Consider the following 23,843-nt stretch of genomic DNA (forward strand, 5'->3'; position numbering starts at 1 on the left):
AGCCCGCTCCATTGGCGCCCAACCCAGCGCCCCGGAGCGGCGGACGGAGGACCGGCTCGGCGCGCGTTCCTTGACGCAAGGTGCAGCGCCGTGATTACTCGCGCGCCCGCTGTCAGGAGACACCTTGGACATCTTCAAGGAATTCACCTTCGAGGCCGCCCACCGGCTTCCCCACGTGCCCCCGGGCCACAAGTGCAGTCGGCTCCACGGGCACAGCTATCGCGTCGAGGTGCACGTCCGCGGTCCCGTGGGCGAGCAGTCCGGCTGGGTGATGGACTTCTCGGACATCAAGGAGGCCTTCGCCCCCCTGCATGCCCGGCTGGACCACTACTACCTCAACGAGGTGGAAGGCCTGGAGAACCCCACGAGCGAGAACCTCGCCCGGTGGATCTGGCAGCGGCTGCGCCCCACCCTGCCCCAGCTCTCGCGCATCATGGTCCGCGAGACGTGCACCAGCGGCTGCATCTACGAGGGCGGCGAGTAACGCCCCCGAGAAGCCTCCTCTAGGCGCGACCGCCCGTGGTGGGCAGCGGCTCCGGCTGCCGCGCCCCCGCCTCGCGGGCATCCCACGTCCAGAGGACCGCCCACAGCACCGCGACCGTGCCCACGAACAGCAGCGGCCACAGCCGGAAGTACGGCAGGCGCAGCGCGTGGATGCCCACGTAGTACACGTAGTACTGGAGCATGAACGCCATCAGCGAGTGGCGCCCCACCACGGCCGCCCAGCGCAGGTAGCGCGTGAGGATGCCGGTCTGCTCCGCGCGCATCAGCAAGCCGAGCGTGGAGAGCGACGCCCCGCCGTACAGCGCGACATATGCGGGCCCCGGCGGATACTTCTGCGAGTGGGACGTGAGCGAGTACAGGGCCGCGAAGACGTCCTTGTCCAGCAGTCCACCGCCCACCCGCTTCATCACCATGTGCAGCCCCACCAGCAGCACGCCCAGCGTTCCCGCGAGCAGCCCCACCCGCTGGAAGCGCCCCGCCACCTCCTCCGTCCGAGGCGAGGTGCCCAACCACTCGCCAAACACCGTGCCGCCCAGGTACACGCCAAACCAGGGCACCACCGGGAAGCACGTCAGCAGCACGCTCAGCTCGCGCTGACCAAAGAGCACTTCCTTGAGCAGTCGCAGCGGCATCGCCTCGGGCCACCAGCCCAGGCTGAGCGCCCAGCTCCCCGCGAACAGGCTCAGCCCCAGCACCGCGCGCGACCGGGCGCTGAGCCTCGAGATGACGAACGGGCCCAACAGCAACGCCAACCCGATGGTGTCCGTCACCGGCATCACCCGCACGGCCCACCAGGCATGCTCCGCCCAGAGGCGATACGTCGGGACGATGACCAGGTGCCCCACCGTGAGCAGGAACAGCGCGCGGCGCTGGAGCTGACGGCGCAGTGGAGCAAAGCGCCCCCGCCGCCGCGCATACAACAGCCCGAGCATCAGCCCGCTGATGAGCATGAAGCCCGGCGAGGCCATCATCGTGAGCAGATACAGCCGCTCCCGCAGGTGCTCCGCCGCGCCCCCCAGGGGATACAGATAGGCATCCGCGAAGTGCGCCAGGAACACGAACATCATCACCGTGCCTCGGGCGGCATCCACCGCCTCGAGCCGCCCTCGCTTCCCTGGCACGCGCGGTGGAGCCTCTCCCGGCTCGGGTGCAACCAAGGTCGTCACAGATTCGCGAAGCGGACGCGAGGACATGGCAATTCCCCCCTGACGGGATTTCTATATCTTCATCACACAGAGACCGCGAGTCTTTGACACTCCGCGCGAGGCCGCGGCCAGTTCCTCACGCCCTGGAGCGGGTTCTGACTAGGCGCTGAACGCGCCACGGATGGTGGTGGCCCAGACGCTGGCTCGGGCGACGAACGCGTCGTAGTTCCAGACGAACGCGCCCCCCATCGAAGGGTGCTGCTCGCGCACCGCCGCGATGGCGGTGGCGAGCTGCTGCGGTGAATACGTCTCCGCGTTGCAGCCCGGGACGAGGAAGGCGGGCGCGTCGGCCTCGGCGATGCGGTTGGGCCCATCCGCGATGGCGCGCGCCCAGGCGTGGAAGCGCGTGGCCCAGCCCGAGGGCGCGGTGTTGTATTCACCCGCGTAGAGCTGCACGTGAAGCCAGCTCACCTTGTTGCCGGTCCGCGTGGTGGTGCGAGACAACACGCCTCGGCGCCCCGCCCAGAACGCGGTGTCCTTGAAGGGAGACAAGGTGATGAGCGGGCGCGCCGCCATTTCGTGGCACGCATTGACGATGCCCGCGATGCGGTCCACGTTGGCGGGGTCCGAGAAGTCCCCCTCGAAGTCCAGGTCCAGCCCATCCAGGTGATAGGTGGCGAGGAACTCGGCGAGCCGCTCCGCGAAGCCTTTCAAGTCCCGCGCGGCCGCGGTGAAGTCCGCCTGGAAAGGCCCCAGCGACACGAGCAGCTTGCGACGGATGGGGAAGCCCGTCTTGAGCTGGCGGAGCGCGTCCGGAAGGCCCGACCAGAGCTGCGACACGGGCGTGTCGTTGAGGTGGAGGGCGCCGTCAGGCTGGACGTGGAGGAAGGGCAGCACCACCACGTCAAAGGCCGTGGTCCCGATGTTCTGGACGTCGGCCATGATGGACCTGGGTGCGTTGTCGGAGAAGTGACCGTATGCCCACAGCACGTTGCGCGACATGACGCAGCCCCTCGCGGCCCGCGCCTGCCCCCTGGCATCGCGCACTGGACCGCGTGCACGGCATCAGCAACGCACGTGCCGGACCCGCGCAGACGCTTCCTCCATGGGCTCCTCCGTTGGGTCCACGAAAAGTGCGTCCCCACTCAACGCGCGCGCGTTGACGTCGGACGCGTCTCTCGTCGTCTGAAATTCTCTCAACCCAAGCAGTTGGCTCAAATGGTGGACGCTGTCACCGCCCCCGCGTCCGAAACCGGCTCTCCGTCCACGCCCAACACCACGGGCGCCATGCCGAGCCTTCGCTCCACGAGCACATGGCCGGCGTAGATGAGCGGCGTCAGCCCAATGGCCACCAGCAGCTTCACGACATACGAGCTGAAGATGATGTCGAGGATGACCGGCACCTCGAGCACGCCCCACCACGCGAAGAACTGGATGACCACCGTGTCGATGAGCTGCGACACCGCCGTGGAGCCCGTGGCGCGCAGCCAGAGGAACCGGTTGCGCGTGACACGCTTCAAGAGATTGAACACGGCGATGTCGGTGTACTGGCCCACCAGGTACGCCGCCATGGACGCGAAGAGGATGCGCTGCGAGCCGCCGAAGACGTTGTTGTAGGAGGCCTCGACGGCGCCCGGATAGCCCGGCTTCGTGGTGAAGGGCGCCCAGGGCACCCGCACGGACGCGGCGATGACCACGATGGCGAAGACCCCCATCGCGAAGCCCACCCAGGTGATGAAGCGCGCGGCCTTCTTGCCGTAGAACTCGTTGAGGATGTCGGTGATGACGAACGTCACCGGGAACGCCAGGATGCCCGCGGACATCACCGCGGTGATGGGGCCCAGGTGCACCTCGAAGAGCTTCGGGCCGATGATGTCACCCAACGTCAGCGCGGTGACGAATACCCCCGCGAGCACGACGAAGAGCTGTGTCCTCCTGTCCAGATTCATCCCGCTTCCTTCACGCGGGCCGAGGCCCGCTTCATGCCGCGGCCTACTCGCGCAGGAGCAGACCGCCGTCCAACACCAGCTCGGTGCCGGTGGACCAGGACGCACCTAGCAGTTGATACACCGCGTCCGCCACGTCTCCCGGCGCCCCGAGCCGTCCCAGCGGGTGCAGGGCTCGCAGCCCGTCGAGCTGCGCCTCCACGCGCGCCGCCCGCTCCGTCGCGGACAGCGGCGCCTCACCCGGCGCCAAGCGCGGCTCGCGCACCATCTCCGTGTCCACCACGCCGGGCAACACCGCGTTGGCGCGCACCTGTCGCGGCGCCCCCGCCAACGCCAACACGCGCATCACCTGGAGCAGGCCCGCCTTCGCCGCGCTGTACACCGCGCTGGTGACGATGGGACGAACCGCCAGCGTGGAGGACACGAACACCATGGCGCCACCGCGCTCCAGCACCTCCAGCGCCTGCTCACCCAACCGCAGCGGCGCCACCAGGTTCACTTCGAGCTGCGAGCGCAGCGCGGCCTCGTCGATGTGGCCCGGCGCCTGATGCACCACCTGCCCCGCGCTGTGCACCCAGCCGTCCAAACCACCCAGGAGCGACGCGGCTCGGCGCACCAGGCCCTCGCGCTCCTCGGGCGAGGACACGTCGCACGGCAGCGCGAAGGCCCGCCCTGGATGGGCTCGCGCCACGTCCTCCAGGACCTGTGCGCGCCGGCCCGTGAGCACCACCTGGGCGCCCTCGCGCAAGAGCCGCTCCGCCACCGCGCGGCCGATGCCCGTGCCGCCACCCGTGACGAGCACCTTGCGCGTGCCCACCGGCCCGCTCACGCGTGGCCTTCCGAGCTGGGCGGCGTCGCGGGCTCCTCGTGCGGATAGAAGGTCGTCCCCACCGCGGGCACCAACCCTCCCTCCGGCGGCTCGGTCTCCACCTCGTCCGAGGGGATGAAGCGCGGCCGGTCCACGCAGAGGACGGTCTGCTCGATGGCGGTGGGGTTGTCGTAGCGGTGCACGAAGCCCGGAGCCCACAGGAAGGCCATGCCTCGCGCGACGGGCCGCCCCTGAAGCAGGAGCCCCGAGCCGATCATCAGCTCGCTCTCCTCCATCCGCTCGTGCCGATGCGTGGGGATGAAGCCACCGGGCTTCACTCGCAGCCGATAGACGCCGTAGTTGGCGCCCTCGTGGATGATGTCCACCCGGCCGAAGTGCTTCTCCTCCACCACGTAGTTCATCTCGCGCGCGGTGCGGTGCACCTGGAGCGAGGGCACCGCGAAGCGCCGCAGCGCCTCCGGCTTGGTGATGCGCACCGTGACGGCCTGCACCTGGGCCCGCGGCGCGTCCTGCGTGGGCGGCGCCAGGATGTAGCGGCAGATGGCCTCGCCTGCGGACTCCAGCAGCTCGAAGCGGCAGGCCTCCAACAGGAAGCGCAGCTCGCCGAGCAGCCGGCCATAGTGCACCGTGCTCGCCAGCTTCCCGCCCACCGCCGCGCTGCGGGTGTCGAGGAAGAGCGCCACGTCCAACCGCAGCGGCTGCGGCGCCACGCGCTCGCGGTTGTAGATGCCCACGATGCAGTCGACCGTGAGGCCGCGCACCTCGATGACGTCCAGCGGGCGGCCCTGCGCGTCGGTGACCGAGGGGAGAACCAAGGGGGTGTCACTCATAGCTGCGCGCTCCTGCCGCCATCCACGGCGATGACCTGGCCCGTGATGTATGGGGCCTCGCGCGCGAGGAACACCACCGTGCGCGCGATGTCCTCCACGCGGCCCTCGCGCCCCATCGGGATGCGCTGGAGGGTGGCGTTGCGCGCCGCCTCGTCGAAGTCCTCGGGGAAGGCCACCGTGCCAGGAGAGATGCCGTTGACGCGCACGCGCGGGGCCAGCTCCACCGCCAGCGCGCGGGTCAGCATGATGAGGCCGGCCTTGCTCACGGAATAGTGCGCGTACTGACTCACCGGACGCTCGCCGCCAATGTCCGTGAGGTGCACCACCAGCGGGTCCTTGCCCGCGAGGAGCGACGGCAGCAGCGCCTGGGTGAGGAAGAAGGGCGCGTCCAGGTTCACCCCGAGCATCCGGCGGTAGTCGGCTCGGGAGATGGAGGCGAAGTCGATGCGCTCGAAGAGGCCCGCGTTGTGGACCAGCACGTCCAGGGCGGGGTGCGCCTCGCGCACGCGCGCGCCCAGGGCATCCACCGCATCCGGATCCGCGAGGTCCGCGGAGTAGAGGGTCACCTGGCGGCCGAGCGAGCGAAGCTCGGTGGCCAGGGACTCCAGCGACGCCACCGAGCGGTGGGCGTGCAGCGCCAGGTCATACCCGGCGCGACCGAGGGCGCGGGCTACCGCGCTTCCAACGCGGATGCCCGCTCCGGTGATGAAGGCTGTCCCCATGCGGCGCCTTCACTAACAGGGCGCACGGGGAAAGGCACTGCGCTACCGCCAATAGTTCGCCGACCGGGCGCGCTGCCAGTGACGCCCGCCGTAGGGGACCCAGACCCACTCCTGGACCGTCTCGTAGCGGGCGGGCACCCACTGCTGATCGTAGTAGCCACCCCGGCACCGCTCGCGGCGGCGCCACCCGTGGCCATGGTCCCGGCACTGCTCGGGGACCCAGACCTGCTCGTAGCGCGCCGGCACCCAGCGCTGCACCGTCTGCAGCTCGTAGCGTCCGCGCGAGTCCACCGGGCGGGGCGAGGGGCCGTGGTGGCAGTCACTCGAGTGCTCGTGGGGCCGCGTGTAGCGCCGCGTCCGCTCGTCGTCATCGTCGTAGCGGAACGCCTCCTGCCCATCGCGAGGGCCGCTCCACTCGTTGCTCCAGCCATCCCGCGCGTTGGTGTTCCAGCGATTCAGGCCGTCGTCCTGCGCGCTCGCGGCAGTGGAACCGAGCAGCAGCGCACCGAGGGCCAGGGTCGAGAGTCCGAGCTTGAACGCCATGTCTTCCGTCCTCCGTTACAGGTTGCAGCCTCAGACGGGGGTGGCTCCAAAACATTCAACGCACAGGGACACGACGGGGACGGGCCGGGCGGAGTACATCCCCACGGCCATGTTCCACCGCAACGGACCCACCCTCCGGGAGCTCGCCGAGCAGGCCCTCACCTCCGTCGAGCGGGGCTATGACCTCCTGGCTCCCAAGTTCGACCACACGCCCTTCCGGACGCCCGACGCGCTCCTGAAGGCCACGTTCGACCTCGTGGGCCCTCCAGGCTCGGTGGACCGCGCGCTGGACGTCTGCTGTGGGACGGGCGCAGCCATGCGCGCGCTGCGCCCGCTGTGCCGCGAGCGCGTGGTGGGCGTGGACCTCAGCCAGGGCATGCTCGATGAAGCCCAGCGGCGCCTCGCGGACGCCCCTGGGGACGCGGTGTTGGAGTTCCAACGCGCGGACGCGCTGACGCTGACCTTCGAGGCGGAGTTCGACCTCGCCACGAGCTTCGGCGCCTTCGGCCACATCCTGGAGGAGGACGAGCCGCGGCTGGTGCAGGGCATCGCCCGCGCGCTGCGGCCCGGCGGACGGTTCGTCTTCGTCACTGGACATCCACCATCGCGGCTGCGCTTCGGGTACTGGCTGGCCCAGGGCTTCAACGCGGCCATGCGCGTGCGCAACGCGCTGCGGAAGCCGCCGTTCGTCATGTACTACCTGACGTTCCTGGTGCCTCGGGCCCGGGCGCTGCTGGAGGCGGAGGGCTTCACCGTCGAGGTGCACGACGGCGTCCTCCCCGCCCCCTTCACTCCGCTCAGCGTCGTCATCGCGACGAAGCGCTGAGCCGAGCCACGGCTACTTCGAGTCCTTCGCCACCTCGGGCTTCGGCCTGGCGCTCTGGTACAGCAGCTCCAGCCACGCGTCCTGCGAGACGTAGCCCTCGCCCCAGCTCTTGAACTGCGGGGGCAGGCCCGCGGCCTTCACCTGCTCCAGGGTCTTGCCCTCGGCAACCTGCGCGCGCACGAGCGAGACGGTCTCCCGGAGCATGGTCACGAAGCGCTCCAGGTCCGCGCGCTCGCTCAGCTTGCCGTGCCCGGGGATGATCTTCGCTCCGGCAGGCAGCGTCTTGAGCACCTGCTCCGCGTTGCGCACGTAGCCCTCCACCGAGCCCCCCGAGCTCAGGTCGATGAAGGGGAACTTGCCCTCGAAGAACTGGTCGCCCATGTGCAGCACGTTGGAGCCCACGAAGTACACCACCGTGTCTCCGTCCGTGTGGCCCGCAGGCAGATGCGTCAGGCGGACCTCTTCGCCGTTGAAGTAGAGCGACATGCCCGTGTCGTAGGTGATGACGGGCAGCGCCTCCTTCGACCTGGCGGGCGTCTCGTTGGCCAGGCGCACCCGCACCTCGCGCTGCGCGACGATGCGGCCCTCTCGACCGAAGATGGCGTTGCCGCCCGTGTGGTCGTCGTGCCAGTGGGTGTTCAGCACGTAGACGATGGGCTTCTTGCTCAGCTTGTCGAGCGTGGCGTGGATCTTCTTCGCCAGGGGGGCGAATTGATCATCGACGATGAGCAGGCCATCCGGCCCCGCCGACGCGGCGATGTTCCCACCCGCGCCTTCGATGACGTGGATGTTGCCGGCCACCGGCGTGCTCTTCACCGGCACCTTGCTCGGATCGATTTCGGGCTCTGCCGCCAGCGCCAACGCGGGAACCATCCACAAGACCGCCAAGACGACTCTCATGCACCTGCCCCTCTCGGATGCGAAGAGGCAGCAGCATAAACTCTTGGCTCGCGTTCGCTCAGTCTTGAACATGCGCGCGCATGTGGGAGTTCACCGGGTGACGTCCACCGCGCTGGCCACCGTGTTGCTGCTGCTGAGCGCTGGCGCTCCCGAGACCGACACGCCCTTGCCCCCGGACGCGCCTGTTCGCAACTGGCGCGTGCCGGTGCTCCACACCACGGGGCTCATGCTCGTCATGCGCGGCTCGCTGTCCGTGCTGTATCCGCGCGACTTCGACCCCACCCGCGTGAAGGAGAACCTGCGCCACTTGCGCGACAGCTACTCGCACCCGCCCGAGTTCCGCGCCCACGCGCCCGCGTTCGAGTGGGATGGAGACCCGTGGGTGCTCAACACCGTGGGCCATGGGCTGTTCGGATCCGAGGTCTACCTGCGCACGCGCCAGTGCGGACATGGCGCGCTGCCCTCGCTGCTCACCACGGCGATCGCCTCCACCGTCTGGGAGTACGGCGTGGAGGCCTGGCACAAGCGGCCCTCGGCGCAGGACCTCATCTGGACGCCGCTGGCGGGCGCGCTGCTCGGTGAAGGGCGCTTCCGGCTCCACCACTGGCTGGCCACCTCGGGAGGTGAGCCTCCCGGCGTCGCGCGCACCGTGCTGATGTTCGTGGTGGATCCACTCGGCGAGGCCGAGCGCCGCGTGCTCGACACCGACTGCTGAGCCTCGACTCTGGAGCCGCGCAGCCTGAAGCCCATCAGGGCGCGTGGGCCGCGTCCTCCGACTCGGACGCGTACTCCACGCGAGCCACCGTGTACTCCACCGGGCCTCGCGGTCGCTCCACGCGCACCGAGTCTCCCTCTTCCTTTCCCAGCAGTGCCTTGGCGAGCGGCGACTCCACGCTCAACCGCCCGGACTTCACGTCCGCCTCGTCTGGCCCCACCACGCGATAGCGCGTGCGCGCGCCGTCCTCGTCCTCCAGCTCCACCCACGCGCCGAAGAACACGCGCCCCGCCTGAGAGGGATCCGGCTCCACCACGCGCACCGCATCCAGCGTCGCGAGCAGCTCCCTCGCGCGTCGTTCACGCTCGCGCTGGCGCAGCCCTACCTCCAGCTCTGGGACACTCGCGCGGCCATCGTCCGGCCCCTGCACCGTGGCCAGCTCCGCTTGGAGCGCGCGGTAACCCTCGGGCGTGATGTAGCGCGGCTCGCCGGAGATCGACCGGGGTCGCACGGGAACCACGCCCGGGTCCCCGCCGTCCTCCTTCGTGAATGCCTTCGACATGGCAGCTCCCTTCCCCGGAGATTTCTCAACGGTTCCCGGGATTTGCACCCCTCGCTGCTCGCCCCCTCATCCACGAGTCCGGCGCAATTTTCTGCCCCTTGTGGACTCTGGCAGAATCAGGGGCATGCTCCAGCCTCGTGGCCTGCCTCGCTATGCGCACCGCCTGGCCATCCGCCTGCGCGGCATGCTTCCCGTCTACACCCACGACGTGTCCGAGGGCGGCTTCTGCGCGGACATGCTCCAGCCCGTGAAGCGAGGCAGCCTGCTCGAAGGCGCCATCGTGCTGGGCGCGGAGGAGGTTCCCTTCCAGGGCGAAGTCGTGTGGACGCGGCAGGCCGCGGGCGAGCGCGTGCGGGGGCGCTACGGCGTGCGCTTCACCACCATCCCGGAGGACTTCGGTCGCAGGCTCCAGGAGTACCGGCGCCTGCAAGGTCGGCGGCTGGTGCGCTGGCACACCGCGGAGCGCGCTTCCGGCTCACCCTGAATGCGAGGGGAGGCGCGTGGACTCGCGCCTCCCACTCCGCCGGGAGCGAGCGCCCCCGGGCATCACGCGGGGCTCAGGTCCCGGTGGACGGAGTCGCGGTGGGCGCAGGAGCCGCAGGGGCCGGAGCAGCAGGCGCAGGAGCGGCGGGCGCCGTCGGGGCCTCGGGCGCCGGAGCGGCGGGCACAGGCTGGCTGTCCGTGCTCGGCACGGGCTCGGGCTGGGGCGACTGGCCCACGGGGAGCGCCTGGAACTGGTAGCCGTGCACGCCCTTGGGCAGCACGACCTCGACCAGCGGGTTCTCCTCCAGCAGGACCTTGGACACCTGGAGGCTCAAGCGGCCATCGGCGTCGGTCGTGGCGGACAGCCGCTCGCGCAGCTCACCGCCGAAGACCTTGGCGCCCTGCACGGGCTTGCCCGTCTGCGCGTCCACCACGCGCAGCACCACGAGCTGCCCCTCGGCGGCCTTCGCGGCTCCCGGCTGGGCCACCACGTCCCGGTAGCGGGGGCGCAGCGCGCAGGCGGACAGCAGGGTGATGGAAGCGAGGGCGGCAATCAGCGACGTACGGCGAAGGCTCATGGGGTCATCCAGGCAAGAAAGGGTGCAGCCGGGCGCGGCAGCATAGCCGCCCACCACCAGACTCCAAGCACCAGACGCCATGCACCGAGCCGCTGGCGGCCCCGCCGTGCAGGCCCCCCTCCACCCGGAGTCCCGGCTTCCACCCGGAGCCCCCCTCGGGAGACGCAACGAGGCGCCGCTCCCTTGGATGCGCGGCGACAGGGGCAACGGCGCTTCCGCATCGAGGGGCCCCATCCCCATCTCATTCCCACCGGGCGTGCACACCCCGGAGGGAGGAAGCACCATGCCCGAAGCCATCACCCCACCCCGCCCCGAACGAGGGGCTCCGGTATCGACGTCGCTCGACTTTGATCCGCCGCGCTACGTGGACCACGTGCCCCTCCCCCCCGGCGTCGCCGTGAAGGAGGATGGCGTGGCGTTCTTGCACGGCCAGTTCAAGGTCAGCGCGCTGACGATGGTCCTCATCAGCCTCAGCGTCTTCTGGGTGCCGTTCCTCGGCAGTCTGATTGCCAGCACCTTCGGAGGCTTCTTCGCGAAGAAGCTGCCGCGCGCGATGTATGCCGCCGCCGTTGCGTCCATCGTGGTGCCCGCCATGCTCTACGTCGCCTTCAACGTCTTCGCGATGGGCTTCGTCCGGTTCTTCTCCGGCCTGGGGTTCTGGAATTGGACCCTGCTGCACGTCATCGCGATGTTCATCGGCGCGTTCGCGGGCGCGGCCAGCCGAGGCCTCGTCGCCGAGGAGTTCGTGGGCCCGGAGTTCGCCACCGTCAGCGGACCTCCACTCCCAAGGTCAGGCGACGCTCGGCGAGCCCCGCGTCCGTGACGACCGACGCCCCGGGCGCGGCGCGGGCCGGAGGGTGCAGCGTTCCCTCCCACCGCAGCTGCGCCCGCGGCGTGAGCAACACACCCCACCCGGCCGCGCGCCCCAGCCACCACTCCAGTTGGAGCGTCGCGTCCGCCTCGTGGCGCACCTGGGCCTCGCCTGAGCGCCACGTGGGGGCATACGCCGCCTCCATTCGCACCGCGTTGGCGCCCGCGCCAGGCAGCCCCGTGCGATGCGCCAGCGAGACACGCGGCCCCACCGCGGGCAGCCACGTCGACTGACTCCAGTGCACCGCCGCCATCGCGCCCACGCCCAGCGCGGTGAAGTCCGCGTAGCGCCGCGACTCCGAGACCATCCACAGCGCCTCCGCCTGCACCGAGGCCCGATGCGGCAGCGCGCGAGCCGCGTCCGAGCCCACCCGCGCCTCCGCGCCCCACCCGAGCCCGTCCCAGAGCGAGCGCCTCCACTGCGGCAGCTCGCGCAGCAACGTGCGGTAGCCCACCAGCGTGAGCTGTGAAGCCAGCAGGCGAGGCACACCCCACCGAGGCTCCACCCACAGCTCTCCATCCAGGACCCGCAGCTCGCTGCTGGGCTGGAAGCCGTGCAGTCGCGCGTCGCCCAGCGCCTCGCTGAGTCCCGCCGTCCGCAGGCTGAGCACTGGACGCGCGCCACCCTCGTCCGTGAAGTCCACCCCCAGGCTCACCGCCGTGCGCCCCGCGCCCGAGTCTCGCCGTGCACTCGCCGCCCAGGTCTGCTCGGCCTCCACCTTGCGACGATGGTCGTCCGCGAGGAAGGCCGCGGGATCCACCTCCGCCAGCGGGCCCTCGTTGAGCGCGCCCTGCGCTTCCGTGGCCGCGACGAAGGCGGCCTCCGTCCGCTCGGCGCGCACCCACGTGCGAAGCTCCTCGGGGGTCATCGGCCGCGACGTCGCCGAGTCCAGCGCCTCTCGCAGCAGCGTGGTGCGGTCCAGCACCGCGAGCCGACGCTGCAGCGCGTCCTCTTGCTCGAAGAGGCGCTGACGCTCGCGAGCCCCCTCCGACGCCCGCCCCTCCACCGGCTTCTTCACCGCGACGAGCCGATCCCGCTCGATGGTCAGGCGCTCTCCCTCCGCACGATCCACCGAGGCGCGCTCCACGCGCACGCTCTGCGCCACGAAGGCATGCAGCGCTCGCCGCGCCTCCTCGCGCGACTCGGGACGCACCGAGTCCAGCGCCTCCGTCACGATGCCCGGCAGCGCCACGTACGCGGCCCGGCGCACCTCCGGCTCCGAGGACTGAAGGCGGGCGTGCAGCGCGCGCAAGCGGGCATGAGGCCCGGAGCCCACCCACGAGGCCAGCCGCGACAGCAGGCGCTCTTGCTCGGTCTGCGCACGCACGGCGCGGTCGAGCGTGGACTCGAAGGCATCCGGCACGTACTCCAACAGCGGCGTCGCGCGGCCGTCCGAGCCCGTCACGTCCATCTTCGCCAGGGTGTCCAACGTGGCCGTGGGCAGCACCCACAGCAGTCCGGGCGGGCTCACCTCACGGTCCGCATCCAGCGCGCCGTTGAGCAGGAAGAGGAGCGCCGTCGCGCAGTTGTCGGTGAAGAAGTAGTAGCCCATGTAGCCACGGCGCTCGAGTTCCCACACGCGCTCCAACATCCGCACCGTCTCCGCGCGCGTGAGGTTGAGCCGGAAGCGGCGGATGGAGCGCTGCTCCAGCTCGCGCGCCTCGTGCGTCAGGTCGCCCATCGTGCCGGTGAGGAACACCGTGTCGTAGCCGCCCGTCATCCCCTTCACGACGTAGCCCAGCCCCTTCGCCTCCATGCCGGTGAGGGCCACGAGCTGCACCACGCGCTCGAAGTTCGGCCCTCGCGCCACTTCGCCCTCGCGCCACACGGGGCGCACCAGCAGGTGCCCGAAGAGGGACTCGGCTTGACGGCCGGACGCCGCCACCATCAACACCTCGAAGTGAGAGAGGGCGTCCACGTCCGCCCACGCATCGAAGGCCGGACAGTCCCCACGCGCGGGCAGCGAGCCGAGGCCCGCCTCCGCGATGAACTCAGACAACGCACGCGTCTTGGACAGCTCCTGACACCGCACCTGATCATCCACTGGCAGCGCGTCCTCGCGCAGCGACTCCACCGGGGCCCACAGCTCCTCGGCGAAGGTGGCCAGGTCGAGGGCCGCGCTCACCTGACCGCGTGCACGACTGAAGGCGCCCGCGTAGGTGATTCGCGCGGTCTCTTTCCACGTGAGCGGCTTCTCGAACGGAGCCAGCCATCCGTCCAGCCGACGCCAGTGCGGCGTGCGACTCCACCCGCGTGCGTCATCCCAGCGCCGCACCACCGCATGAATCACGGCGCGCCGACGCCACAGCCGCTCCGCTTCCTCGGACGTGAGGCGCGCGAGTCGCAGCGTCGCGCGGCGCTCCTCCGAGGGCGCATAGCGATAGAGATGGAAGCGCGCGCCTTCGTCCGTCCACTCGGGGCGCTCGGGCGAGCCATCTCCCATTCCCAGCGGCGCCGCCTCCGCGTGCAGCACCAACTCCAGCCTGCCTCCGGGTGGACGTCTCATGCCCGGCGGCAGCGCCGCGAGCCCCGCCTCCACCTCCGCGACCAACGCGACATCGCGCGCCGCCTCGCCTCGCAGCACCACCCCGTAGCGAGCCTCCAGCGCCGCGACCTGGAGGGCCACGGGCTCGACCTCCGGCGCGGCCCCCGCGTGGAGTGCGACGAGCACGGCCCCCAGCGAGGCCCACCTCCACACCGTCATCTTCGAGAGAGGGAGAACGGGCGCGCGCGTCACCGCGCGGCCTCCACGATGCCCTCCTCCGCGAGGAAGGCCCGGCGGTCCTCTTCCAGACGAGGGTCCGTCCGCGCGAGTTCACCCACGCGCTCCAGCCACGCCCGCGCCCGCTCCGGCGTGAGGGCTCGCGCGTCCGCGAGGGTCAGCAGCTCCTGCCGGTGTGCGCGCAACAGCCGGCCGAAGATGTCCACGTGCGAGCGACGAATGTGCGCCGCCGCGGCCAGGTCCTCCACCGTGGGCCCCGCTCCCAACGCTAGGTCCTCGCGGAGCTGATGCGTGCGCGCGCGCAGATACACCTGGGCCGCGCGTCCCACTTCCTGTGGCGGAGGGGGCTGCTTGCGCCGCTCGGCCGCCGCGACCACCTGCCAGATGACGATGCCCAACCCCACCACCGTCATCGCCACCGTCGCGGCCGACAACACATGCCCGTTATCGCCGTTGCTGCTGTCACTCTGCGAGCGCGACCCCTGCCCCTCCACCTTCTCCGTGTGCGTGGTGCCCGAGTTGCTGTTCTCGCTGGTGCCCGAGTGGCTCGAACCACCCTCCTGCGAGCTGTGGTCGCTGGAGCCCGAGTTCGAATGACTCGAACCTCCCTCCTGCGAGCTGTGGTCGCTGGAGCCCGACTTCGAATCGCTGCTGTTCCCCTGGCTGGAGTCGCCCGCGTTCGACTTGCTCGAATCCCCCTGGCTGGAGTTGCCCGAGTCCGAGCCCGCCGAGGAATCCCCCGCCGCGAGCGGACCTCCCGCGACCGGCGTTCGACATCCCACCGCGAGCATCAACATCGAGGCGCAAATCGCGCGCTTCCACCGCGACGCTTGTCGCATGCACAGCCTCCCCTTCGTGTCCGTGACGCTCCGGCCCTGAACGCGTCACGACGCTTCGTGAGAGCGCACAGCCGCGCCCATCGTACGGGAGTCGCGCCGACGTCCGGACCGACCCACCCGCATTCGACGACGCCTGCCTGCCCTGCGGCTCGCTCGAACTCACGTGCGACAGGAGTCCTAGCCAGCGCCGTGCCGACACCTGGGCAAAGCGTTTTCAGGGCGTTGCGGATGACGAGTCGCAGCAAGGCGCGAAGCCCACGCGACAAGGGTGCGTCACGGCCTACGCGCGCCCCGCGTGTTGTCACCAGACCCGCGAGCCAACTGGGTCAGGGCGACTCCACGAAGAGGCGGCGCAGATAGGGATTGAGTAAGCGACCCTCCGGGTCCAGACGCTCTCGCTCGCGATGGAAGTCCGCCCAGCGTGGATACAGGTCCTTCAGCGTCGCCGCGGTCTGCGTGTGCAGCTTGCCCCAGTGCGGACGCCCACCGTGGTTGCGGAAGATGGCCTCCGCGCTGGAGAAGTAGGGCTCCAAGGGCATGCCCTGGTACTGATGCACCGCGATGAAGGCGCGGTCTCCGCCGTGCGCGGGGCTGAGGAAGATGTCGTCACCGCGCACGAAGCGGTACTCCACCGGGAAGTGCACACCCAACTGCTCGCGCGCGATGAAGGCTTGCAGCTCGCGCAGACACTCGGGGCCGCGCTCCACGGGCACCGCGTATTCCATCTCCTGGAAGCGCACCAACCGAGGCGTGGCGAACATCGCGTGGCTCGCGCCCGCCATTCCGCCCTCTGACGCGAGTCGCGCCGACAGCCGGCTCACGGGCGCGCACAACGAGGGCTTCATTCGGCACGCGCGGCTCACCGCGCCGAAGAGGGCGTTCTCCAGCACCAGTTCGTTGAACCAGCGCCCCACGCCCATGCCCCGGGGCGATTCCTCGGTGAGGTCCATCGCCTTGGTCATCACCCGGTCCGTGTGAGGGAACCAGAAGAACTCGAAGTGGCGATGCGTGGCGCGCGCCGTGTCGAGCCCCGCCAGACATTCCTCCAACGACATCGTGCGGCGCGCGAGCGACAGCCGATACGCGGGCAACAACTTCAGCCGCACGCGCGCCATCACCCCCAGCGCGCCGAGCGACACCTGCGCCGCGCGAAACAGCGAAGGCTCCGTCTCCTCGGAGCACTCCACGACCTCGCCGCGCGCCGTGACCAGCGTCAGCGCACGCGCCTGTGTGGCCAACACGCCGAAGCGCGCGCCCGTGCCATGCGTCCCCGTGCCGAGCGCGCCTCCGAGCGACTGTTTGTCGATGTCGCCCAGGTTCTCCATCCCCAGGCCCCGCTGCGCGAGTTCACGTCCCAATTCCCGCAGCGGCGTGCCTGCCCAGACGGTGGCCTCGCGCGCGTCCGCGTCCACCGCCTCCACGCCCGTCAGCGCGTCGACGGACAGCATCGTCTCGTCGGTGGCGCACAGCGGCGGGAACGAGTGCCCGCTGCCCACCACGCGCACCGTGGCACCTTGGGCGCTGGCCTGTCTCAGCGCGGCCTTCAATGCGTCCAGGTCCGCGGGGCGCAGGAACGCGCTCGGGTGCGCCTCCACCGCGCCGGACCAGTTGCGCCACGTCGTCTTGCCGACCGCCTTCGCGTGCCGCATCCGTTCACCCCCACTCGCCCCGATAGGTTGGCACCTCCTCGACGACCCGCCCCTCGGAGAGCAGCAGAAGCGTCCGGAAGTGCTCGCACAGTTCCCCGGCCTTCGCGTGCCGGAAGAAGACGGGCGCGCCCAGCGGCAGCGGCACGGGCCCGTCGTAGGCGATGGGTGTCTGCACCTCGCCCACGCCCTCCAACGGGAACAGCCGAGCCCCCTCCGGCAGGTAGGGCCGGGGCAGCTTGTCCAGTCCCGCCGCCCCCGAGGCGACGAAGCCACCGCCCTGGAGCGTGAAGATGCCCGGCGCGGGCCGACGCGTGACGGGGATGGCGAAGGCCGCCGCGGGCTGATGGCGAAACATGCGGTAGCCATCGAAGAGCGCGGGAGAGAACAAGCCACTGCCCGCGGCGAGCTCCGTGACGCTCGCGTCCGCGCGCGTGGACTCGAGGCTGCCCGTGCCCCCGCCGTTCACGAACGACAGCGAGAAGCCCGCGTCCGCCAGCGCTCGGACAATCGCCGCGCGCCGCGCATGCACCGCCCTCACCGCGCCGCGCTGGAGCGCGCGCACCGCCAGGTTCTTCATGCCCGCGAAGGGTGACGCATCGGGCACGCCCGCGAGCTGCGCCTCGTAGCCCATCACCCCCGCGAGGAACACCCCCTCCGAGGCCGCGATGGCGCGCGCCACCTTCAGCGCATCCTCGGGCGTGCGCACGGGCGAGCGATACACGCCGAACCACAGGCCCGGCAGGTCCAGCGACAGGTCCACGTCCAGGCACAAGGGCACGCGCGCGCCATGGCGCTGGGCCGCTCGCGCCGCGAGTTCGACATGCTCGGCGCAATCCACCATGAGCGTGACGGGCGAAGGTGGACGACACAGCTCCGCGAGCGCCTCGGGATCCACGACCGGATAACCCATCAACAGGTTCGTCAGGCCTCGCTCGCGCAGCCGCACGGCTTCATCGGGGCGGTAGCACATGAGCCCCTGGAAGCCAGGGACTGTCTCGAGCACGCGCCGGATGAGCGACACGCAACGCACGGACTTGGTGGCCAGCCGGATGGGCTTGCCTCCCGCGCGGCGGACCAGGGCCGTGGCGTTGTCCTTCAGCAGGTCCAGGTCCACGAACGCCAGCGGGAGTCGCCGTCCCTCCAGCGCCTTCGCGTAATAGGCATGGTCGCGCGGCATGTGGCTCCGCTCCTTCTGGCGCGCCGGAGCGCAGCCGGCGGAATCATGACGCGACAGGGAGGTCCGCCGTGAATCGGCCGGAAGGGGCAGCGCGTCGGGCGCCCCAGCCGGACACCCGACGCGCGCTCACGCGATCCAGCAACTTCCGATGGGCCCACCCCCCCGCGGGCACGGATCAAAGTGTCTCGCCCTCGGAAATGCGATTCAATCGGTGAAAACCCGTAGGTCCAACCTTACCCGCCAAACGCGCCCGCACTGAGAGTATCAACTGGGCGGCAGCTCGGAGCGGATTCGGCGCCAATACCCCACCTCCTGCATCCTGTGCCGTCTATAATCAGTAAATCTTGATTCAAATGACTTCCGAGGATCAGCACCTGCTGCGAGACCTCGAGGCGCTGCTGGCGAATATGGAGCCGGGTTCGGAGGCCATGCCCGCCGTGGTGGCCGCCCTCAAAGATGCCCTGCGCGCTGAGCGCGCCGTGGCTTATGGCGTCGAAGTAGGACCCGAGCGCTACCACGCGACTTATTCTCACTGCGCGGGATTTCCTCAATCTCCGAATGTCCTGGCGGAAGTCCTGGACGAGTTCCTCCCGGGAGTGGGTGACCCATGGGGTTACTTCGATCCCGCCCATCCGGCGCCGTCCCAGCGCAACCAGGCCCTGCGCTTCCGCCCTCTGGCGGAGACCACACAGAGCGAACCTCCACTGTACGCGCCGGGTTCGGAGCCCTGGGAGCTGTTAGGCATTCCCGCGGAGCAGTGGGCCCGCACGCTGGAGCGAGTCACCGCGCGCACCGGGTCGCTGTATCGCCGACTGGGATTGGACCGCATGGCGCAGCTGCGCACGCTCGTCTGCGAAGGCGCGACGCTGCTGGGCTGGGTGGGAGCGTTCCGGACCGAGCCCTTCACCGAGCGCGATGAGCTGCTGCTCCAGTCGTTGACGCCCGCACTCCAGCGCAGGCTGGCCATGGACACGCGACTGCGCGAGGCGGGGCTGCTGGGCTCGGCGCTCGAGGCGGCGCTGGAGGCGCTGGGTCGCCCCGCCTGGGTCGTCACCGCGACGGGCCGGGTGGTGCACACCAACAAGGCGGGCCGTCAGCGATTGGACGAAGACGCGCGCGGGCTCGCCTCTCAGGTCCGCGACTGCCTGCGCAGCGTTCCAGGTTCAGGGCCATTGTTCTCCAGCTCGCTGCGCAGCCCGGGCCTGCCGGATCACTTCCTGGTGTTGGATCCAGGCCCCCCTCCCGACCACACCACGCGCGTGCGGCGGCTGGCCCTTCGGTGGGCGCTCACCGCCCGCGAGATTCAAGTCCTGGAGCACGTGGTGCAGGGCGAGACGAACAAGGCCATCGCCGCGCACCTGGGCTGTGCCGAGCGCACGGTGGAGGTGCACGTCACCCATCTGCTGAACAAGGCGCAGGTCGAGAGCCGCTCCGCGCTCATCTCTCGTTTCTTCCAGGCGGCGTGAGCCGGGCATCCGCGCGCGCCCGTGCCTAGGATGCCGCGCGTGAGCACCTCTCGCGCCTCTCGCATCCACGCCGCACTCACGCGCGCCGACGCCGCTGTCGCGCGCGGCCCTGTCTCTGTCCCAGCGGAAGGAGCGCCGCGCGCCCTCCGCGTCGTGATGGGAGACCCCCAGGCGAACTTCGAGCACCTCCTCGCCATCCTGGAGGCGCGCGGTCTCTTGGGCGACGACGGCGTGTTGAGGCCCGACAGTCAGCTCGTCCTCGTGGGCGACTGCTTCGACTGGGGCCCACGCGATGAGCGGCGCGCGGTCGCGGCGAGCGCCTTGCGACTCCTTGCATGGTCCGCGACACACCCCGCCGACGCGGTGGTGATGCTGCTCGGCAATCATGACCTCGGCCGCGTGGGCGAGCTGGCGGACTTCACCGATGCGACGTTCGCCACCGCCCAAGCCGAAGCGGACCGCATCTACGTTGGCGACGCGACGCATGAGCCCGAGGAGCAGGCCTTCCTCGCGCGCTGGCCCCAAGTCCCCAACGCCGAGCTGGTGGCGCGCGACTTCAGCACCTGGAACGAGGCCCAGCGCGACTGGGTGACGCACCTCTTGCGCGCGAGGCGCTTCCGCGCGGCCCACGCCGCGGGCTCGAACCTCCTCGTGTTGCACGCGGGAGTCACGCACGAGGACCTGGACGTGCTCGGCGTGCCGGGCCCTCACCGCGCGGATGCGGGCGAGGTGGCGCGCGCACTCAACGCGGCGCTGGACGCGGCCGTGGCGGCGTGGACCTCGGGGCCGCTCGTCATCCCGGGCCTGCACGCGCCTGGAAACGCGGCGGAGGGCGAGGGGCGCGGCATCTTCTACCAGCGCCCCAGCCTGCTGCCCGAGGATGCCCAGCGCGTGCGAGGCACACCGCGCCGAAGGTTCGATCCGCGCCGGTTGCCGGCGGGACTGGTGCAGGTGGTGGGACACACCCGCGACAAGCGAACCCGCGAGCTGCTTCAGCGCCCCGGGCCCGTGCGAGACGGCGTGCTGCGCCACCTGGTGACGGACGGAACCCGGGTGGAGTACGCGCACGGGACCCCGGCCAATCCGGGGCCCCGAGAGGCCGTGCTCCTCTTCACCGACGGCGCCATGCGCGAGTGTCCGGCCGAGGACTTCGAGCTGCTCGACCTGGACACCCGTCGCGCCGCGCTACCGCGCTGAGGTGGGCTGGGCCGCCGCCTTCACGGTGGCCAGCTTCTTCTCCAGCCCTTCCACCTGACGCGGGGACACCTGCGCGGCGGGCAGCGTCTTCGCGTAGGCGAGCGCATCCTCCACCGTCTTCACCGCCGCCGCCGGCTCCTTGCGGGCGAGGTAGATGTCGGCCCGGCCCGTGAGCACGCCCAGCCGGCGAGCGCCCTGCACCTTCGTCAGCGCGCGGTCGCTCGCGGCGAGCGCGTCATCCAGCCGCCCCGACACGCGATACAGCGTGGCCAGGCGCGCGGGCGGGTTGTAGTCCTGGGGCAGGTCGCGCTCGCTCTGCTCGATGGCGGGGATGACGCGCTGGGGCTGCTCCAGCTTCATCGCGGCCAGCATGCGGTGCGAATCAAAGACAGAGCGCGCGTCGGGGTTCGGCGCCTTGGCGGCCTCGCCCTCCAGGTACGACAGCCACTGCTCCGCCACGGCGCGGCTGCCGGCCTTGTCGCCATCCGCCTCGCGCGTCTCGGTGAGCATCTCGTAGAGGCCGGAGCGGTCGTCCGCCGTCATGGTGATGGCGGGAGGGCCGAGCGCCTCGCGCGCCTTCGCCTCCAGCGTGTGCCGCAGCTCCGCGCCCGCGGCGCTGTCCTCGGGCAAGGACATCGCGCACGTCAGGCCGTTGAGCACGCTGTTCGCCCACGACAGCGAACGCGGGACGCGCGGCAGCTCTTCAATCGCCTTGCGCGCGCAGGCCTCATGCTGCTTGGCGCCGTACATGGCCATCGTCAGCGACTCCAGCGCGCGGCCTCGGCGAGACCAGTCGGCGGGCGCCTCGGCGAGCGCCAGCGTGAGCGCCTCGGCGGCCTCCGTCGGCTTGCCCTCGCCATACAGGGCATCGCCTCGCGCGAGCAGGGCCTCGGCACCAGTGGCGCCGCCCTTGTACGCGCGCTCTCCGTCCTCGAAGAGCTTCTCGAGCTGCGGCGCGGTGGCGCTGCCGGCGAAGCGCAGCAGGGCCTTCTCCTCGCGCGGGTCGATGATGAAGAAGGTGGGCCAGAACTCCACCGGGTACTTCTCCTGGAACGCCGCGTTCTGCGCCAGGTCGGTGTTCAGCTCCACCCAGACGAAGCGGCCCGCGTGCTTGGCGAGCGCCGCGTCGGTGAAGACATACGCGCGCATCGAGCGACAGGTGTGGCACCAGGGCGCCCACGTGTCGACGAACAGCGGCACGCCCTTGGCTTTCGCCTCGGCGAGCGCGCGGCCGTAGTCATCCGCGATGAAAGGAAGGGGGCTCTCGGCATGGGACGCGTCGGTGGACACGTTCGCGTGCGAGGCAGTGCAGGCGACGAGCCCCGACAAGGACAGGAGCAGGCAGGCAACGAGCGTACGCATGCGGCGCACCCTATCGCGCCCGCCCACCGCTGTCCCTGGCCGACGCTGGCGCGGACGAGCGACTGGGCAGGCGCTCGCACCCGTGGTGTCCTGCGCACGCCCGATGAAGGACCCCAACGCCCTGCGCCATGCCCTCGCATCCGCTCTGGATGCCTTGCCCGCTCCCGAGCGCTTCCCCGAAGCCGCGGACGCCGACGTCGCGCGCAGGCTCGTGGAGCGCCTGCGCCGCGACCTGATTCCCCGGCTCGGCGCGGGGGATGCGCCGCTGCTCCTGGTGGCCATCGCCGGCCCCAACAACGTGGGCAAGTCCACGCTCTTCAACGCGCTGGCGGGCGCGTCCCTGTCCCCCGCGCGCCCCGAGGGCGGCCTGACCAAGCAATGTCTGGCGGCCTCGCACCCGGAGACCTGGACGGGCGAGCTGAAGGACTTCCTCACCCGCCGCTACGACATCATTCCGGTGGCCTCGGGAGACGTGGCACCCGTGGACCAGCCCGGTCCCGCAGGGCGTCTGTATCTGGTGCTGTCGGACGCGGTGCCGCGCGGCCTGCTGGTGATGGACACACCAGACTTCGACAGCGTGTACCGCGACAACCGCGAGCGCGCCGAGGCACTGCTCGTCACCGTGGACGTGCTGGTGTTCGTGGTGAGCCGGCAGACGTACCAGAACGCGGCGCTGGTGGACTTCCTGCGCGCGGCGGTGGGCCATGGGCGTCCGTATCTGCTCGTCTACAACGAGGCCACCCGCGAGGAAGTGGCGCGCGCGCACCTGGAGAAGCTCGCGGCGGATGTCGGCCATCCGCCCCTGGCGCGCTACCTCGCGCCGCATCAGCCGGACGTGGAGGCGGGCCTCGCACCGCTGGCCACTCAGCCCTTGGATGGAGCGACCTCCCTGGCCGCGCGACTGGGACAGGCCGAGCACGCGCGCGAGCTGAAGGCCCGCGCCCTGGCGGCATCACTCGCGGACGCGCGCCTGGAGATGGAGACCGTGGCGAACGCCGCCGAGCGGGCCGCGCGCGAACCGGATCGACTCAGGCAGCGCCTGCGTCATGAGCTTCAAGGCGTGGGCGCGCAGGCAGCGCTCAAGGCCGTCCCCGCGGACGTGCTCATCGATGCGTTCCGCGACGAGCTGGATGCGCGCAGCACGTTCCACCGCTGGGTGCGGCTGCCGTTCCGAGGACTGGCCACGGCGCTCACCTTCGTGAGCCGCAAGGTGCGCGAGTCCTTCACCGGTCCCGAGGCGCACGCCGCGCTCCCCACGCAGTCCGTGGATGCGACGCTGAGAGATGGCCTTCGCAGGTTGGTGGACGCATTCGCGCCCGAGGTGGCCGCGTGGCGCGGCGACGAGGCCACCCGAGCACGTCTGGCGGAGGCCTTTGGACCCGCGACGCTCGCGCGGCTGGATGAGCCTCTGGGAATGGAGTCGTTCCACGCGCACGCGGCGGATCGCATCACGCTGTATGACTTCTGTCGCCAGCTCGTGGGCGCCGAACTCCAAGGTGGGATGCGCGAGGAGCTGCTCCAAACGTTCACCACCCTCGTCTACTCAGTGCCCTCCGGCGCGGCGGCCGTCGTCACCGTTGCCACCGGAGGAATCGGACATGACGCGGTTGTCTGGGCTGGCACGTTATTATCCACACCGCTGCTCGAGCGCTTCGTGGATCTGCTCGGTGCGCAGGTGCGCGCAACGGTGACACGCAAGTGGGCCGACGCGCACGGAGCCACTTTGGCTCGCGAAATGGAGCAACACATCTTCACCGACCTGTTGGGACACCTCGATGACCAAACCGAGGCCTGGACGCAAGTGTCCTCCCGTCTCAGGGTCGCAAGTGCCTCTGCGACTGGAGGGCACTCCTCCTGAGAAGCACAGAACGGACTTCTCTACCCGCCGGGTCGTATCGGCCAACCCACTCCGTGTGTCCTGGGCTCCCCATCCAGGCAGTCGTATCAACAGTCAGGACTTCACGGGAAGGTCAAGCG

The 23,843-nt window shown here is 70.5% G+C and carries 23 protein-coding genes; 8 read left to right on the top strand and 15 right to left on the bottom strand.

Annotation, left to right across the window (positions count from 1 at the left end):
* Positions 1–124 precede the first annotated feature (124 nt).
* A complete protein-coding gene (queD, locus tag JGU66_22720; protein ID MBJ6763593.1) occupies positions 125–484 on the top strand; it encodes a 6-carboxytetrahydropterin synthase QueD in 360 nt (119 codons plus the stop codon).
* Between the two features lie 19 nt (positions 485–503).
* On the opposite strand, the gene JGU66_22725 is transcribed toward queD, so the two are convergent.
* The 7 genes from JGU66_22725 to JGU66_22755 all read right to left on the bottom strand — a co-directional run bounded on the left by JGU66_22725 (position 504) and on the right by JGU66_22755 (position 6,519).
* Complete coding sequence (locus JGU66_22725) at positions 504–1,625, bottom strand: DUF1624 domain-containing protein (protein MBJ6763594.1); 1,122 nt, start codon at positions 1,623–1,625, stop codon at positions 504–506.
* Positions 1,626–1,808: 183 nt separating this feature from the next.
* A complete protein-coding gene (locus JGU66_22730) occupies positions 1,809–2,651 on the bottom strand; it encodes a hypothetical protein (GenBank protein ID MBJ6763595.1) in 843 nt (280 codons plus the stop codon).
* Between the two features lie 212 nt (positions 2,652–2,863).
* Positions 2,864–3,598, bottom strand: a complete 735-nt coding sequence (locus JGU66_22735) for a queuosine precursor transporter (protein MBJ6763596.1) — start codon at positions 3,596–3,598, stop codon at positions 2,864–2,866.
* Between the two features lie 43 nt (positions 3,599–3,641).
* Positions 3,642–4,424, bottom strand: coding sequence for an SDR family oxidoreductase (locus JGU66_22740; GenBank protein MBJ6763597.1), 783 nt, complete (start codon positions 4,422–4,424; stop codon positions 3,642–3,644).
* The gene (locus JGU66_22745; protein MBJ6763598.1) at positions 4,421–5,254 is read right to left on the bottom strand and encodes a dihydroneopterin aldolase; all 834 of its coding nucleotides are present in this window, start codon (positions 5,252–5,254) and stop codon (positions 4,421–4,423) included. The genes JGU66_22740 and JGU66_22745 overlap by 4 nt, the downstream gene beginning before the upstream one ends.
* Positions 5,251–5,976: an SDR family oxidoreductase gene (locus JGU66_22750; GenBank protein MBJ6763599.1), complete on the bottom strand. Its 726-nt coding sequence runs from the start codon at positions 5,974–5,976 to the stop codon at positions 5,251–5,253. The genes JGU66_22745 and JGU66_22750 overlap by 4 nt, the downstream gene beginning before the upstream one ends.
* Before the next feature lie 42 nt (positions 5,977–6,018).
* Positions 6,019–6,519, bottom strand: a complete 501-nt coding sequence (locus tag JGU66_22755) for a hypothetical protein (GenBank protein MBJ6763600.1) — start codon at positions 6,517–6,519, stop codon at positions 6,019–6,021.
* 109 nt (positions 6,520–6,628) lie between these two features.
* Here JGU66_22755 and JGU66_22760 point away from each other — a divergent pair, with 109 nt between their 5' ends.
* Positions 6,629–7,345 carry a methyltransferase domain-containing protein gene (locus JGU66_22760; GenBank protein MBJ6763601.1) on the top strand — a complete coding sequence of 239 codons (717 nt, stop codon included), beginning with the start codon at positions 6,629–6,631 and terminating at the stop codon, positions 7,343–7,345.
* A 12-nt stretch (positions 7,346–7,357) separates the two neighbouring features.
* Here JGU66_22760 and JGU66_22765 read toward each other — a convergent pair whose 3' ends face one another.
* Positions 7,358–8,245, bottom strand: coding sequence for an MBL fold metallo-hydrolase (locus JGU66_22765; protein MBJ6763602.1), 888 nt, complete (start codon positions 8,243–8,245; stop codon positions 7,358–7,360).
* Between the two features lie 70 nt (positions 8,246–8,315).
* Between JGU66_22765 and JGU66_22770 the strand changes: the two genes are divergently transcribed.
* Positions 8,316–8,960, top strand: a complete 645-nt coding sequence (locus JGU66_22770) for a DUF3943 domain-containing protein (protein MBJ6763603.1) — start codon at positions 8,316–8,318, stop codon at positions 8,958–8,960.
* 34 nt (positions 8,961–8,994) lie between these two features.
* On the opposite strand, the gene JGU66_22775 is transcribed toward JGU66_22770, so the two are convergent.
* Complete coding sequence (locus tag JGU66_22775; protein MBJ6763604.1) at positions 8,995–9,522, bottom strand: GreA/GreB family elongation factor; 528 nt, start codon at positions 9,520–9,522, stop codon at positions 8,995–8,997.
* A gap of 124 nt (positions 9,523–9,646) precedes the next feature.
* Here JGU66_22775 and JGU66_22780 point away from each other — a divergent pair, with 124 nt between their 5' ends.
* Positions 9,647–10,006, top strand: coding sequence for a PilZ domain-containing protein (locus tag JGU66_22780; protein ID MBJ6763605.1), 360 nt, complete (start codon positions 9,647–9,649; stop codon positions 10,004–10,006).
* A 73-nt stretch (positions 10,007–10,079) separates the two neighbouring features.
* On the opposite strand, the gene JGU66_22785 is transcribed toward JGU66_22780, so the two are convergent.
* A complete protein-coding gene (locus JGU66_22785; GenBank protein MBJ6763606.1) occupies positions 10,080–10,583 on the bottom strand; it encodes a hypothetical protein in 504 nt (167 codons plus the stop codon).
* 283 nt (positions 10,584–10,866) lie between these two features.
* On the opposite strand from JGU66_22785, the gene JGU66_22790 reads away from it, so the two are divergent.
* A complete protein-coding gene (locus JGU66_22790; protein MBJ6763607.1) occupies positions 10,867–11,406 on the top strand; it encodes a hypothetical protein in 540 nt (179 codons plus the stop codon).
* On the opposite strand, the gene JGU66_22795 is transcribed toward JGU66_22790, so the two are convergent.
* The 4 genes from JGU66_22795 to JGU66_22810 all read right to left on the bottom strand — a co-directional run bounded on the left by JGU66_22795 (position 11,351) and on the right by JGU66_22810 (position 17,841).
* Positions 11,351–14,158 carry a DUF4105 domain-containing protein gene (locus JGU66_22795; GenBank protein ID MBJ6763608.1) on the bottom strand — a complete coding sequence of 936 codons (2,808 nt, stop codon included), beginning with the start codon at positions 14,156–14,158 and terminating at the stop codon, positions 11,351–11,353. The genes JGU66_22790 and JGU66_22795 overlap by 56 nt on opposite strands.
* Positions 14,159–14,187: 29 nt before the next feature.
* Positions 14,188–14,589, bottom strand: coding sequence for a hypothetical protein (locus JGU66_22800; GenBank protein MBJ6763609.1), 402 nt, complete (start codon positions 14,587–14,589; stop codon positions 14,188–14,190).
* Between the two features lie 752 nt (positions 14,590–15,341).
* The gene (locus JGU66_22805) at positions 15,342–16,664 is read right to left on the bottom strand and encodes an FAD-binding protein (GenBank protein ID MBJ6763610.1); all 1,323 of its coding nucleotides are present in this window, start codon (positions 16,662–16,664) and stop codon (positions 15,342–15,344) included.
* Between the two features lie 4 nt (positions 16,665–16,668).
* Entirely contained in the window at positions 16,669–17,841 is a 1,173-nt protein-coding gene (locus tag JGU66_22810) for an amino acid deaminase/aldolase (protein ID MBJ6763611.1), read from the bottom strand.
* 344 nt (positions 17,842–18,185) lie between these two features.
* On the opposite strand from JGU66_22810, the gene JGU66_22815 reads away from it, so the two are divergent.
* Together JGU66_22815 and JGU66_22820 are read left to right on the top strand one after the other, a co-directional pair.
* Positions 18,186–19,307: a LuxR family transcriptional regulator gene (locus tag JGU66_22815; GenBank protein MBJ6763612.1), complete on the top strand. Its 1,122-nt coding sequence runs from the start codon at positions 18,186–18,188 to the stop codon at positions 19,305–19,307.
* Positions 19,308–19,337: 30 nt separating this feature from the next.
* On the top strand, positions 19,338–20,504 hold the full coding sequence (locus JGU66_22820; GenBank protein ID MBJ6763613.1) for a metallophosphoesterase: 1,167 nt from the start codon (positions 19,338–19,340) through the stop codon (positions 20,502–20,504).
* On the opposite strand, the gene JGU66_22825 is transcribed toward JGU66_22820, so the two are convergent.
* Entirely contained in the window at positions 20,493–21,866 is a 1,374-nt protein-coding gene (locus tag JGU66_22825; protein ID MBJ6763614.1) for a thioredoxin family protein, read from the bottom strand. The two genes, JGU66_22820 and JGU66_22825, sit on opposite strands and share 12 nt — an antisense overlap.
* Before the next feature lie 103 nt (positions 21,867–21,969).
* Between JGU66_22825 and JGU66_22830 the strand changes: the two genes are divergently transcribed.
* Positions 21,970–23,724 (top strand): 50S ribosome-binding GTPase, encoded by a 1,755-nt coding sequence (locus JGU66_22830; protein MBJ6763615.1) that lies wholly within the window; start codon positions 21,970–21,972, stop codon positions 23,722–23,724.
* Positions 23,725–23,843: the final 119 nt, after the last annotated feature.

It is taken from the genome of Myxococcaceae bacterium JPH2 (assembly GCA_016458225.1).
Lineage (GTDB): Bacteria > Myxococcota > Myxococcia > Myxococcales > Myxococcaceae > Citreicoccus.